Source organism: Leifsonia poae (assembly GCF_027921845.1).
GTDB lineage: Bacteria > Actinomycetota > Actinomycetes > Actinomycetales > Microbacteriaceae > Leifsonia > Leifsonia poae.
Window position 1 is genome coordinate 15,782 of sequence record NZ_BSEN01000004.1, and the last position, 12,876, is coordinate 28,657.

The 12,876-nt window shown below is 68.4% G+C and carries 12 protein-coding genes; 11 read left to right on the forward strand and 1 reads right to left on the reverse strand.

Annotated features, from left to right (window positions below; translation table 11 throughout):
• Positions 1–22: 22 nt before the first annotated feature.
• Positions 23–1,147 carry a mannose-1-phosphate guanylyltransferase gene (locus tag PKE84_RS05400; protein WP_271176199.1) on the reverse strand — a complete coding sequence of 375 codons (1,125 nt, stop codon included), beginning with the start codon at positions 1,145–1,147 and terminating at the stop codon, positions 23–25.
• A 74-nt stretch (positions 1,148–1,221) separates the two neighbouring features.
• Here PKE84_RS05400 and PKE84_RS05405 point away from each other — a divergent pair, with 74 nt between their 5' ends.
• The 11 genes from PKE84_RS05405 (at position 1,222) to PKE84_RS05455 (ending at position 12,833) form a co-directional block, all read left to right on the forward strand.
• Positions 1,222–2,376: a glycosyltransferase family 4 protein gene (locus tag PKE84_RS05405; RefSeq protein ID WP_271176200.1), complete on the forward strand. Its 1,155-nt coding sequence runs from the start codon at positions 1,222–1,224 to the stop codon at positions 2,374–2,376.
• Between the two features lie 48 nt (positions 2,377–2,424).
• Entirely contained in the window at positions 2,425–3,564 is a 1,140-nt protein-coding gene (locus tag PKE84_RS05410) for a magnesium and cobalt transport protein CorA (protein ID WP_271176201.1), read from the forward strand.
• A 172-nt stretch (positions 3,565–3,736) separates the two neighbouring features.
• A complete protein-coding gene (locus PKE84_RS05415) occupies positions 3,737–4,819 on the forward strand; it encodes a BMP family lipoprotein (RefSeq protein ID WP_271176202.1) in 1,083 nt (360 codons plus the stop codon).
• Positions 4,820–5,029: 210 nt separating this feature from the next.
• Positions 5,030–6,550 carry an ABC transporter ATP-binding protein gene (locus PKE84_RS05420; RefSeq protein WP_271176203.1) on the forward strand — a complete coding sequence of 507 codons (1,521 nt, stop codon included), beginning with the start codon at positions 5,030–5,032 and terminating at the stop codon, positions 6,548–6,550.
• Entirely contained in the window at positions 6,547–7,812 is a 1,266-nt protein-coding gene (locus PKE84_RS05425) for an ABC transporter permease (protein ID WP_271176204.1), read from the forward strand. The genes PKE84_RS05420 and PKE84_RS05425 overlap by 4 nt, the downstream gene beginning before the upstream one ends.
• The gene (locus tag PKE84_RS05430) at positions 7,809–9,098 is read left to right on the forward strand and encodes an ABC transporter permease (RefSeq protein WP_271176205.1); all 1,290 of its coding nucleotides are present in this window, start codon (positions 7,809–7,811) and stop codon (positions 9,096–9,098) included. Before PKE84_RS05425 ends, PKE84_RS05430 begins: the two co-directional genes overlap by 4 nt.
• Positions 9,099–9,106: 8 nt before the next feature.
• Positions 9,107–9,586, forward strand: a complete 480-nt coding sequence (locus PKE84_RS05435; protein WP_271176206.1) for a cytidine deaminase — start codon at positions 9,107–9,109, stop codon at positions 9,584–9,586.
• 10 nt (positions 9,587–9,596) lie between these two features.
• Entirely contained in the window at positions 9,597–10,907 is a 1,311-nt protein-coding gene (locus tag PKE84_RS05440; protein ID WP_271176207.1) for a thymidine phosphorylase, read from the forward strand.
• Positions 10,908–10,959: 52 nt separating this feature from the next.
• Positions 10,960–12,078 (forward strand): adenosine deaminase, encoded by a 1,119-nt coding sequence (locus PKE84_RS05445; RefSeq protein ID WP_271176208.1) that lies wholly within the window; start codon positions 10,960–10,962, stop codon positions 12,076–12,078.
• A 24-nt stretch (positions 12,079–12,102) separates the two neighbouring features.
• Positions 12,103–12,564 (forward strand): PTS sugar transporter subunit IIA, encoded by a 462-nt coding sequence (locus tag PKE84_RS05450; RefSeq protein ID WP_271176209.1) that lies wholly within the window; start codon positions 12,103–12,105, stop codon positions 12,562–12,564.
• Positions 12,561–12,833, forward strand: coding sequence for a PTS sugar transporter subunit IIB (locus PKE84_RS05455; protein WP_271176210.1), 273 nt, complete (start codon positions 12,561–12,563; stop codon positions 12,831–12,833). Before PKE84_RS05450 ends, PKE84_RS05455 begins: the two co-directional genes overlap by 4 nt.
• The last annotated feature ends 43 nt before the right edge of the window (positions 12,834–12,876 follow it).

A 12,876-nucleotide genomic window follows, 5' to 3' on the forward strand; every position in this document is an offset into this window, starting at 1 on the left:
GGTCGGCAGCCGGCCGGGCCGGCTAGAGGACGTCGCTCGAGCCGGTGAGCTTGAGCGCGTCGACGACGGCCTTGACCCGCTGGGCGTTCTCGCTCGTCGTGACCAGCAGCGCATCCGGAGTGTCGACCACGACGATGTCCTTGACGCCGATCAGGCTGATCACACGGCCGGACTGGCTGACGACGATGCCGCTCGACGCGTCGGAGAGCACGCGCGCGTTCTCGCCGAGGATGGCGAGGTCCGACTTGCGGCCGCCCGAGTTCAGCTTGGCGAGGGAGGCGAAGTCGCCGACGTCGTCCCAGTCGAAGTAGCCGGGGATGACGGCCAGCTTGCCGGCTGCGGCGGCGGGTTCGGCCACGGCGTAGTCGATCGCGATCTTGGTGAGGTTGGGCCAGATGCGGTCGACGGCCGGTCCGCGCGTCGCCGGGTCGTCCCACGCCTCGGCGAGCTCGAGCAGCCCGGCGAGCAGCTCGGGCTGCGAGCGGCCGATCTCCTCGAGCAGGCGATCGGCCCTGGTGATGAACATGCTGGCGTTCCAGAGGTAGTTGCCGCTGGCGACGTAACGCTCGGCCGTCTCGAGGTCGGGTTTCTCGACGAACTCGGTGACCGTCAGCGCGCTCGGCGCCCCGCCGATGTCGAGGGGACCGGCACTCCGGATGTAGCCGAAGCCGATCGCGGGCTCGGTCGGCGAGATGCCGATGGTCGTGATGTAGCCGGCGTCGGCGGCCGCGACAGCCTCGGTGACCGCCGAGAGGAACAGGGCGTGGTTCTTGATGACGTGGTCGGCGGCGAACGACCCGATGATCACGCCGGGCTCCCGGCGCTCCAGGATGGCGGCCGCGAGGCCGATCGCCGCGGTGGAGTCGCGCGGCTCCGACTCGAGCACGATGTTCTCGTCGGTGAGCGCCGGCAGCTGCGCTTCGACGGCCGCGCGGTGCGCCCGCCCGGTCACGACCATGATGCGCTGCTCGCCCGACAGCGGCACGAGCCGGTCCCAGGTGTCGCGCAGCAGCGTCTGCCCCGATCCGGTGAGGTCGTGCAGGAACTTGGGGGCGTCGGCACGGGACAGCGGCCAGAGCCGGGAACCGATGCCGCCGGCCGGGATGACGCTGTAGAAGCGGTCGAGCGTTTTCGGTGTGCGAGCCATGTCGAAAGGATACAGAGCCGTGCTCGTCATCGGCCGTTCACGGTGCGGTCACTCCCGGCTCGTAGCGTCGGAGCATGCGGATCGCGGTCGTCAGCGAAAGCTTCCTCCCCACCGTCAACGGAGTGACAACGAGCGTGTGCCGGGTGCTGGAGCACCTCGCGGCATCCGGGCACGAGGCCATCGTGATCTGCCCCGATGCCGGCGCCCCGGCCACGTACGCGGGATTCCCCGTGCACCAGGTCCCGTCGTTCGCCTACCGGCAGTTCCCCGTCGGCCTGCCGAGTCCCCAGGTGCAGCGCATCCTCGCCCGGTTCGGGCCGGACGTGCTGCATGCGGCGTCCCCGTTCCTGCTGGGAGCGCAGGGGATCGCGGCGGCGAACCGGATGGGCATCCCGTCCGTCGCCGTCTATCAGACGGATGTCGCCGGCTACGCGCGCAGCAACGGGCTCGGCATCACGTCGGCCCTCGCCTGGAAGTACGTGCGGTGGGTGCACGACGGTGCCGACCTGACGCTCGTGCCGTCGTCGGCGTCGGAGTACGACCTCCGCACGGCCGGTGTGCAGCGTCTCGCGCGCTGGGGACGCGGAGTCGACATCGAGCGCTACCACCCGAACCATCGCCGCGGCGCGCGCGCCAAGGAGTTGCGCGAGCAGCTGTCTCCCGACGGCGAGCTCGTCGTCGGCTACGTCGGCCGGGTGGCGCCGGAGAAGCAGGTGGAACGGTTGCGGGCGCTCCGCGGCCTTCCCGGGGTGAGCGTCGCGATCGTGGGCGACGGTCCCGCCCGGCCGGTTGTGGCCGGAGCGCTGCGGGGCATGCCGGTCACCTGGCTCGGTCGTCTCGGGGGAGAGGAGCTCGCTGCGGCGTATGCGGCGTTCGACATCTTCGCCCACACCGGAACCGAGGAGACGTTCGGCCAGACGATCCAGGAGGCGCACGCCTCCGGACTCCCCGTCGTCGCCCCGCGCGCGGGTGGGCCCATCGACCTCGTCGAGCACGGCGTCGACGGACTGCTCTACCCGCCCGGCGACGAGCGGGGCCTTCGTGCCGCGGTCGGGATGATCGCCGCCGACGTGCCGCTGCGGCTGCGGATGGGCGAGGCCGGCCGCCGCCGGGTGCTCGGCCGCTCCTGGTCCGTGCTCTGCGACGAGCTCGTGGGGCACTACGAAACGGTGATCGTCGACCGCGCAGAAGAAGTCCAGCGCATCGGCAGCGAGCGCGCGTACAGTTGAGTGGCCCTTCACGCGGCCACTCCTGACTCGGATCCACCGGAGGTGACCATGGCCCCCAACAGCAATCGACGCGGCATCTCGATGCCCTTCGTCTCTCGGACACGCCGGGTGGACCCGCCATCATCGGTCGCCACGGAGGTCACGGACGCACCGGTGCGCGAGCCGCGCCCGAGCATGGTCGACAGCGCCATCTACTCGGACGGCCACCGCGTCGCGTCGCCGCGCTCCCTGGCCGAGACCTATCGGGCACTGGATGCGACCCCCGGCGGTGTCGCGTGGATCGGCCTCTACCGGCCGAGCGAGCAGGAGCTCATGTCGCTCGCCGAGGAGTTCGAACTCCACCAGCTGGCCATCGAAGACGCGATCGTCGCCCACCAGCGCCCCAAGCTGGAGCGCTACGACGGCGTGCTCTTCGTCGTGCTGAAGGCGGCCAACTACCTCGATGTGCCCGAGGAGGTCGACTTCGGCGAGCTGCACCTCTTCGTCGGTCCGAACTTCGTCATCACGGTGCGCCACAGCGAATCGCCCGACCTCTCCCATGTGCGGCAGCGCATGGAGCGCGAGCCGGAGCTGCTCGCCCTGGGGACCCAGGCCATCCTGTACGCCATCATCGACGCGGTCGTGGATGCCTACAGCCCCGTCGTCGCCGGCCTCGCCAATGACATCGACGAGATCGAGACGCAGGTCTTCGGCGGAGACGCCCTCGTCTCCCGCCGTATCTACGAGCTGTCGCGCGAGGTCATCGACTTCCAGCGCGCCACGCATCCCCTGACGGCGGTGATGGTGGCGCTCGAGCACGGCTCGGCGAAGTACGGAGTGACGCAGGAGCTGCAGCGCGCGCTGCGCGACGTGTCCGACCACCTCATCCAGGTGAATGAGCGCGTCGACGCCTTCCGGCAGCTGCTGCGCGACATCCTGACCGTGAACTCCACGCTGGTGTCGGAACGCCAGAACGAGGAGATGACGAGGCTCGCGCACTCGACGCACGATCAGGGCGAGCAGGTGAAGAAGATCTCGTCGTGGGCGGCGATCCTCTTCGCTCCGTCGCTCGTGGCCGGCATCTACGGGATGAACTTCGTGCACATGCCCGAACTGGCATGGCCGCTCGGCTACCCGCTCGCGGTGCTGGCGATGTTCGGCCTCAGCAGTGCGCTGTACGTCATCTTCCGCAAGCGCGGCTGGCTCTGAGCCCAACGCACGGCTGAGCCCTGCTCAAATGAGCAGGTGCCAATCACGCGCGCGTTTGTAACGCTTACGTGAAGAAGCCGGGTTTTCGAACGGAGCGGTTCGTCACATTCGGTAACGTGAATCACAATCGGCCCCCCTTACCCGCGGGGCCTGCATCTTGGAGGACACCACCTTGACAATCACAGCCCGTAAGGCCGGCCTGCTCGGCCTGGCGGCGGTCGGCGTTATGTCGCTGCTCGCAGCCTGTTCGGCGGCTCCGTCGGACACCTCGACCAGCGGGGCCGCGAAGAGCGACTTCCTGCCCTGCATGGTCTCCGACTCCGGCGGATTCGACGACCACTCGTTCAACCAGCTCGGCTTCGAAGGCCTCAACCAGGCCGCCGACAAGCTCGGCGTCAAGCCGAAGTCGGCCGAGTCGAAGAGCGAGAACGACTTCGCTCCGAACATCCAGAGCATGGTCGACGCCAACTGCAACCTCGTCGTGACCGTCGGCTTCCTGCTCGCCGACGCCACCAAGAAGGCCGCAGCGGCGAACCCCGACGTCGACTTCGCGATCATCGATGACAGCTCGATCACCGCGAAGAACGTCAAGCCGATCATCTTCGACACGGCGCAGGCCGCGTTCCTCGCCGGCTACACCGCTGCGAGCTACTCGAAGACCGGCGTCGTCGGCACCTTCGGCGGCATGCAGATCCCGACCGTCACCATCTTCATGGACGGCTTCGCCGATGGCGTGAAGTACTTCAACGACCAGAAGAGCAAGTCGGTCAAGGTCGTCGGCTGGAACGTCGACAGCCAGAAGGGCGCGTTCACCGGTGGCTTCGACGCCAACGAGACCGCCAAGAACACGGCTCAGGGCATCATCGACCAGAACGCCGATGTGATCATGCCCGTCGGTGGTCCGATCTACCAGAGCGCCGCAGCGGCGATCAAGGACTCGGGCAAGCCGATCGCGATGATCGGCGTCGACGCCGACGTCTACCTGTCCGACCCGAGCGTGAAGACCCTGCTCCTCACCTCGGTGATGAAGGGCATGAAGCCGGCCACGAACGACGTCGTGACCGCTGCCGCCGCCGGCAAGTTCGACAGCACCCCGTACGTGGGCACGCTGAAGAACGACGGCGTCGGCCTGGCCCCGTTCCACGACTTCTCCTCGAAGGTCGACAGCGGCCTGCAGGGTGAGCTCGACAAGATCAAGGCCGGCATCATCGACGGATCCATCACGGTCACGTCGCCGTCGTCGCCCAAGCAGTAACCAGCACCACCCATGAAATCGGGGAGGTCGGCTCGCGCCGGCCTCCCCGGTCTTTTGCCCCCGTCATCGCCTTCGCCCTTGTCTCGATTGCTCAAGTGAGCACACACTGACATATGTGCAAAAGGTAGTGTGAAGACGCGCATCGAGGCCCACCTGCCGTTCCGCGCGCGATCGCTCCACCCGGGCGAGTAGAGAAGGAACCCCACCCGAATGAAGCTCGAACTTCGCGGCATCACCAAACGGTTCGGTGCCCTGGTCGCGAACGACCACATCGACCTCACGGTCGAGCCAGGCGAGATCCACTGTCTCCTCGGAGAGAACGGCGCCGGCAAGTCCACCCTCATGAACGTCCTCTACGGCCTGTACCAGGCCGACGAGGGGGAGATCCTGCTCGACGACGTCGTCCAGCACTTCTCCGGCCCCGGTGATGCGATGAAGTCCGGCATCGGCATGGTCCACCAGCACTTCATGCTGATCCCCGTCTTCACCGTCGCCGAGAACGTGATGCTCGGTCACGAGCAGACCAAGTTCGGCGGCCGCCTCGACCTTCCCGCCGCCCGCAAGCGCGTGCGCGAGATCTCGGCACGGTTCGGCTTCGACGTCGACCCCGACGCGCTGGTCGAAGACCTGCCCGTCGGTGTGCAGCAGCGCGTGGAGATCATCAAGGCGCTCTCGCAGAACGCCAAGGTCCTCGTCTTCGACGAGCCGACGGCCGTGCTCACGCCCCAGGAGACCGACGAGCTGATGGAGATCATGCGCCAGCTCAAGGAGCAGGGCACCGCGATCGTCTTCATCACCCACAAGCTGCGCGAGGTGCGCGAGGTCGCCGACCGCATCACGGTCATCCGGCTCGGCAAGGTGGTCGGCGAGGTCGCCCCCACCGCCAGCAACCCCGAGATGGCCTCGATGATGGTCGGCCGCGCCGTCTCGCTCACGGTCGAGAAGCAGGCGGCGACCCCGGGCGCCCCCGCGCTGGTGGTGAACGACCTGTCGGTCATCGACCCGATCGGCCAGCTCGTCGTCAACCGCGTCAGCTTCGATGTGAAGGCGGGCGAGATCCTCGCCATCGCCGGTGTGCAGGGCAACGGCCAGACCGAGCTCACCGAGGCGATCCTCGGCCTGCAGCCGCGCGTCGAGGGCGAGATCGAACTCGACGGAACGAACATCGTCGGGCACAGCGTGCGCAAGGTGCTCGACGCCGGTGTCGGCTTCGTGCCGGAGGACCGGAACGAAGACGGTCTCGTCGGGGAGTTCAGCATCGCCGAGAACCTGATGCTCGACCGTTCCAGCGGAGCCCCGTTCGTCAAGGGCGCCAACCTGCAGCTCGGCTACCTCAACGAGTTCGCCGAAGAGAAGGTGCGCGAGTTCGATGTGCGCACCCAGAGCATCGAGACGAAGGTCGGCCGCCTCTCCGGCGGAAACGCCCAGAAGGTCGTGCTCGCCCGTGAGCTGAGCCGCGAGCTGCGCCTCTTCGTCGCGGCCCAGCCGACGCGCGGACTCGACGTCGGTTCGATCGAGTTCGTGCACAAGCGCATCGTCGAGACGCGCGATTCGGGCATCCCGGTGATCGTGGTCTCGACCGAGCTCGACGAGGTGGCGGCGCTCGCCGACCGCATCGCCGTGATGTACCGGGGGAAGATCGTAGGAATCGTGCCGGGAGACACGTCGCGCGACGTGCTCGGCCTCATGATGGCCGGCGAGCTGCCGGCGGATGCAGGAGCAGCAGCATGACCGGCACCGAGACGGCGCCTGGCCTGGCCAAGCAGGAGACCCCCGGCGAGGAGCCATCGCGCTGGAACAAGGCAGTGCGCGACATTATGGGCGGCAGTGTCGTCATCTCGATCCTCGCGGTCGTGCTCGCCCTCATCGTCGGCGCCATCCTGATCGCGGTCACCGACCCGGATGTGCAGAAGGCCGCCGGCTATTTCTTCGCCCGCCCAGGTGACACCATCGCGGCGGTGTGGAACTCGGTGTCGAGCGCCTACGTCTCGATGTTCCAGGGCGCGATCTACAACTTCCGCCGCCCGAGCTTCGAGGCGGGCATCCGGCCGCTCACCGAGACGCTCACGTTCGCGACGCCGCTCATCGTCGGCGGTCTCGGCGTCGGCCTCGCGTTCCGGGTCGGCATGTTCAACATCGGTGGCCAGGGGCAGATCCTCATCGCCGCCGCCTGTTCGGCGTGGGTGGGCTTCTCCTTCAACCTGCCGCCGGTCCTGCACCTGGTCGTGGCGGTCGTCGCCGGCATCGCCGGCGGAGCGATCTGGGCCGGCATCGTCGGTCTGCTCAAAGCGAGGACGGGCGCGCACGAGGTGATCGTCACGATCATGCTCAACTACATCGCGTTCTACCTGATCTCGTACATGCTGCGCACCCAGGGCCTGCTGCAGGCGCCGGGCTCGAACAACCCGAAGGCGCCCGCGATCCACGGCAACGCGGTCTTCCCGCCGCTGTTCGGGGTGCAGTACAACCTCACCTGGGCGTTCGTGGTCGTCATCGCGGCCACCTTCTTCGTCTGGTGGCTCATCAACCGCTCGAACCTCGGCTTCCGGTTCCGTGCGGTCGGCGAGAACCCCAACGCCGCACGCGTCGCCGGCATCAACGTCAAGAACATGTACTTCTACGCGATGCTCATCGCCGGTGGGCTCATCGGCATCGCCGGTGCCAGTCAGGCGCTCGGCGTCTTCCCGCAGGGCATCAGTTCGGGCGTGGATGCCGGCATCGGGTTCGACGCGATCACCGTCGCCCTGCTCGGCCGATCCAAGCCGTGGGGCATCTTCATCGCCGGCCTCCTGTTCGGTGCCCTGAAGGCGGGCGGTTACACGATCCAGGCCGCCAACGACATCCCGATCGACATCGTGCTCGTCGTGCAGTCCCTCATCGTGCTCTTCGTCGCGGCGCCGCCGCTCGTGCGGGCCATCTTCCGTCTGCCCACCCCGGGGTCGACGCCCCGGAGACCGGGTCCCATCGTCACGAAGGAGGTGGAGGCCAAGTGAGCACCGCGACACCCGTCATCCCCGACTCGTCCCCGATCGTCCTCGAGAAGGCGACCATCCGCAGCTGGAAGATGCCCATCGCGTTCGGCGTCTTCGTCGTCCTCAGCATCATCCTGTTCTTCGGCTTCCCCCGTCACGGCCAGAGCACCTTCCGGTTCAGCGAGGGCACCGACAAGGTCAAGCTGGGCAACCTCACGGTCGACACGTTCAGCACCACCATCGTCGTCACGATCCTGCTGGTCATCCTGACGGCGATCAGCGTGTGGATGGCCTACCAGGCGCGCAAGGCCAACCTCTGGCTGGTCATCGCGTTCGCCCTGATCTTCATGTTCGGCTTCCTCGCCTGGGCGGGTTCCGGCGAGCTGCCGGTGCCGGTCACCGGCCTGCTGCTCGGAACGGTGAGCCTCTCGGTGCCGCTCGTCTTCGGCGCGCTCGGCGGCGTGATCTCGGAGCGCGGTGGCGTCGTGAACGTCGCGATCGAGGGTCAGCTGCTCGGTGGCGCCTTCGTCTCGGCGATGGTCGCGACCCTCACCGGCAGCTGGGCGCTCGGCCTCATCTCGGCGCTCGTCGCCGGTGTGCTCGTGTCGTTCGTGCTGGCTGCGTTCTCGATCAAGTACCTCGTCGACCAGGTCATCGTCGGTGTCGTGCTGAACGTTCTCGTCACCGGCCTCACGAGCTTCCTCTACTCCAAGGTGCTCGCCGGCAACCCGACGCTGCTCAACCACCCGCCGCGTCTCCCCGAGTGGCCGATCCCGCTGCTCAGCGACATCCCGATCATCGGCCCGGTGCTGTTCCGCCAGTCGATCATCGAGTACCTGATGTACATCGCGATCTTCGCCGTCTGGTTCGGGCTGTTCCACACCCGCTGGGGCCTGCGCCTGCGGTCGGTCGGTGAGCATCCGGAGGCCGCCGACACGGTCGGCATCAACGTCAACGGCACGCGGTTCTGGAACGTCTCGCTCGCCGGCGCCGTCGCCGGTCTGGGCGGCGCGTACTTCACCCTCGGCTCGGTCGGTGCCTTCTCGAAGGAGATGACGGCCGGTCAGGGCTTCATCGCCCTCGCCGCGGTGATCTTCGGCCGCTGGGACCCGATCCGCGCCACCCTGGCAGCGCTGCTGTTCGGCTTCGCGTCGAACCTGCAGAACGTGCTCGGCATCATCGGCTCGCCGGTTCCGAGCGAGTTCATGCTGATGCTGCCCTACGTCGTCACGATCTTCGCGGTGGCCGGTCTGGTGGGGCTCTCGCGTGCTCCCGCCGCCGACGGCAAGCCGTACATCAAATCGTGAGCGCCGGGATGACGAACGGCACCGCCGGCTCCGACGCCGCCTCCGTCGATTGGGACGGCCTGCGCGAGGCCGCCCGCGACGCGATGACGCACGCCTACGCCCCGTACTCGAACTTCCGGGTTGGAGCGGCGGCGCTCGTCGACGACGGCCGTGTGATCACGGGATGCAACGTGGAGAACGCCAGCTACGGCGTCACCCTCTGCGCCGAGTGCGGCCTGGTGTCCGCGCTGCACCTGTCGGGTGGCGGCCACCTCGTGGCGTTCACCTGCGTGGACGGGCACGGCAACATCCTGATGCCGTGCGGCCGCTGCCGTCAGCTGCTCTACGAGCACTCGGCCGAGGGGATGCTGCTGGAGACCGTCTCCGGCATCCGCACCATCGACCAGGTGCTCCCGGACGCGTTCGGCCCGCGCCAGCTCGCCGACTACGCGGGCGACACCGCCGCTGGCGGCACCGCCGCAGGCGGCACCGCTCAGAACAACGATTGAGGATTCTCCCGTGACCAGCACCTCCGGCGCGATCGAGGCGTTCGACGCCGTCGATCTCATCCACACCAAGCGCGACCGCGGCGAGCTCACCACCGCCGAGATCGACTGGCTGATCGATGCGTACACCCGCGGCTACGTCGGCGACGAGCAGATGTCCGCGATGACCATGGCGATCTTCCTCAACGGGATGACCCGCCGCGAGATCCGCGACCTCACGATGGCGATGATCGCCAGCGGCGAGCGGATGAGCTTCGAGGGCCTCGGCAAACCGACCACGGACAAGCACTCCACCGGAGGCGTCGGCGACAAGATCACCCTGCCGCTCATGCCGCTGGTCGCCACGTTCGGCGTCGCAGTGCCGCAGCTCTCCGGGCGCGGTCTCGGCCACACCGGCGGAACGCTCGACAAGCTCGAGAGCATCCCAGGCTGGCGCGCGAACCTCACGAACCAGGAGATGTTCGACCAGCTGCGCGATGTCGGCGGTGTGATCTGCGCTGCCGGCTCCGGGCTCGCGCCCGCTGACGGCAAGCTGTACGCCCTGCGCGACATCAGCGGAACCGTCGAGGCCATCCCGCTCATCGCGTCGTCGATCATGAGCAAGAAGATCGCGGAGGGCACCGGCGCTCTGGTGCTCGACGTGAAGTTCGGCTCCGGCGCCTTCCTGAAAGACATCGAGAAGTCGCGCGAGCTGGCCCGCACGATGGTCGAGCTGGGCACGGATGCGGGCGTCGCCACCTCTGCGCTGCTCACCAACATGAATGTGCCGCTCGGCCTCGCCATCGGCAACGCCAACGAGGTGCGCGAATCGGTCGAGGTCCTCGCCGGCGGCGGTCCCGCCGACGTGGTCGAGCTGACGATCGCGCTCGCGCGCGAGATGCTCGCCCTCGCCGGGCAGCCGGACGCCGACGTGGAGGGCGCCCTGAAGGACGGCCGCGCGATGGACACCTGGCGTGCCGTCATCCGGGCCCAGGGCGGCGACCCGGATGCGCCGCTGCCGGTCGCGAAGGAGACGCACACCGTGGTCGCGGAGCGCGACGGCGTGCTCGTGGAGCAGCAGGCGCTGCCGTTCGGGATCGGGGCGTGGCGTCTCGGCGCCGGACGCGCCCGCAAGCAGGACCCGGTGCAGCACGCTGCCGGCATCGACCTGCACGCCAAGCCGGGCGACACCGTGCGCGAGGGACAGCCGCTGTTCACCCTGTCAGCCGACGAGCCCGCTCGCTTCGAGCGCGCCCTCGATGCCGTCGCCGGGGCGTACCGCATCGGCGACCCGGGCGAGCCCGTGCTCGACGGCGGCCCGCTCATCGCCGATCGCATCGGCTGAGCCCTACCCGTCCCCGCGCGCGCGACTGAGCGCGACCGATAGATTGAGAGCCATGAGCGAGAACAACCACGCGTACACTCTGAGCGACGGCACGAGCATCCTGGATCTGCCCAAGGTGTCGCTGCACGACCACCTCGACGGCGGTCTGCGCCCGGCCACGATCATCGAGCTGGGGTCGGAGATCGGCCTCGAACTGCCGGCCTCCGATGCCGACGCTCTCGGCGCCTGGTTCGCGGAGAAGTCCAACTCGGGCTCGCTGGTCGAGTACCTCAAGACGTTCGACCTGACCACGGCGGTCATGCAGACCAGCGCGGGCCTCGAGCGCGTCGCCCGCGAGTTCGTGCAGGACCTCGGCGCCGACGGCGTCGTCTACGGCGAGATCCGCTGGGCGCCCGAGCAGCACCTGGGGTCCGGTCTGAGCCTCGACCAGACCGTCGAGGCCGTGCAGAGCGGCATCGAGCAGGGCATCGCCGATGTGCGCGCAGCCGGTCGCCCCATCCGGGTCGGTCAGCTCGTCACGGCCATGCGCCACAACGACCGCGGCCTCGAGATCGCCGAACTCGCCGTGCGCCACCGTGACAACGGGGTCGTCGGCTTCGACATCGCCGGGCCGGAGGCGGGCTTCCTGCCGTCGAAGCACCGCGCCGCGTTCGACTACCTCGCCACCGAGTTCTTCCCGGCGACCGTCCACGCCGGTGAGGCCGACGGGCTCGACAGCATCCGGAGCGCCCTGCTCGACGGCCGCGCACTGCGTCTCGGCCACGGTGTGCGCATCGCCGAAGACATCGTGATCGAGCGGCAGGACGACGAGAACACCTACGTCACGCTCGGCACGCTCGCGCAGTGGGTCAAGGATCGCGAGATCGCCCTCGAGACCAGCCCGACGTCGAACCTGCAGACCGGCGCGATCGCCGCGTGGGGCGACGAGCTCATCGACCACCCGTTCGATCTGCTCTACCAGCTCGGCTTCCGCGTCACGGTGAACACCGACAACCGTCTGATGAGCGGCACCACCCTCACCCGCGAACTCTCGATCCTGGCGGACGCGTTCGCGTACGACCGCACCGACCTCGAGGTCTTCCAGCTCAACGCCGCCGCTTCCGCCTTCCTCCCGCTGGAGGAACGCGAAGAGTTGGCCGACATCATCTCAGCAGGTTTCGAGGGTTCGTAGACCCCCGGACGATACGCTGGAACCATGCCACTGCCACCGCTGCCCGATTCCGCCATCACCGTCGGCGCCCACGCGTCCGACTGGCGCGAGGCGGTCGAACTGGCCGGTGCCGCCCTCGCCCGCTCCGGCGCGGTCGAGGCGGGCTACGGTGCACGCATGATCCAGGTGATCGACGAATTCGGCGCCTACATCGTGATCGCACCCGGTCTGGCGCTCGCGCACGCCCGCCCCGGGCCGGATGTGCTGACGGACGGTCTCTCCGTCGTGACGCTCGCTGAGCCGGTGGTCTTCGGGCACCCGCACAACGATCCGGTGGCCGTTGTGATCGGCCTGGCCGTCGCGACCCCGGATGCGCATGTCACCTCGGTCGCTGAGCTCGCCAACATCTTCAACGATCCGGGCGCCATCCCCTCGCTCGCCGCCGCGAGCGACGTCGCCGAGGTGCAGCGCATCATGGCCGCCAGCGAAGAAGGGGCCCCGCGATGAAGATCGTCGCCATCTGCGGCGCCGGCGTCGGCACGTCCGGCATCCTGAAGGTCAACGCGGAGCGCGTGCTCAACCGGCTCGATATCGACGCCGACGTCACGGCATCGGATGTCGCCAATGTCGAGACCGCCGCGGCCGACGCGCAGGTCATCCTGACGTCGCCGGAGCTGGTCGAGGCGATCGGCCGCACGAACGCCGACGTGGTCGTCGTCGACAACTTCTTCGACCTCGACGAACTCGAGCGCAAGCTCGAAGAAGCGCTGGGCTGAGCTCCGGGCTCTGCCTCGTCGCGCCACGCCCGCGTGTGCCGCC

Bases quoted from the DNA above. Each gene is read 5' to 3' on its own strand.
- PKE84_RS05420 (WP_271176203.1), top strand. From the start codon at position 5,030: ATGAAGCTCGAACTTCGCGGCATCACCAAACGGTTCGGTGCCCTGGTC.
- PKE84_RS05400 (WP_271176199.1), bottom strand. From the start codon at position 1,147: ATGGCTCGCACACCGAAAACGCTCGACCGCTTCTACAGCGTCATCCCG.
- PKE84_RS05425 (WP_271176204.1), top strand. From the start codon at position 6,547: ATGACCGGCACCGAGACGGCGCCTGGCCTGGCCAAGCAGGAGACCCCC.
- PKE84_RS05410 (WP_271176201.1), top strand. From the start codon at position 2,425: ATGGCCCCCAACAGCAATCGACGCGGCATCTCGATGCCCTTCGTCTCT.
- PKE84_RS05455 (WP_271176210.1), top strand. From the start codon at position 12,561: ATGAAGATCGTCGCCATCTGCGGCGCCGGCGTCGGCACGTCCGGCATC.
- PKE84_RS05450 (WP_271176209.1), top strand. From the start codon at position 12,103: ATGCCACTGCCACCGCTGCCCGATTCCGCCATCACCGTCGGCGCCCAC.
- PKE84_RS05435 (WP_271176206.1), top strand. From the start codon at position 9,107: ATGACGAACGGCACCGCCGGCTCCGACGCCGCCTCCGTCGATTGGGAC.
- PKE84_RS05445 (WP_271176208.1), top strand. From the start codon at position 10,960: ATGAGCGAGAACAACCACGCGTACACTCTGAGCGACGGCACGAGCATC.
- PKE84_RS05405 (WP_271176200.1), top strand. From the start codon at position 1,222: ATGCGGATCGCGGTCGTCAGCGAAAGCTTCCTCCCCACCGTCAACGGA.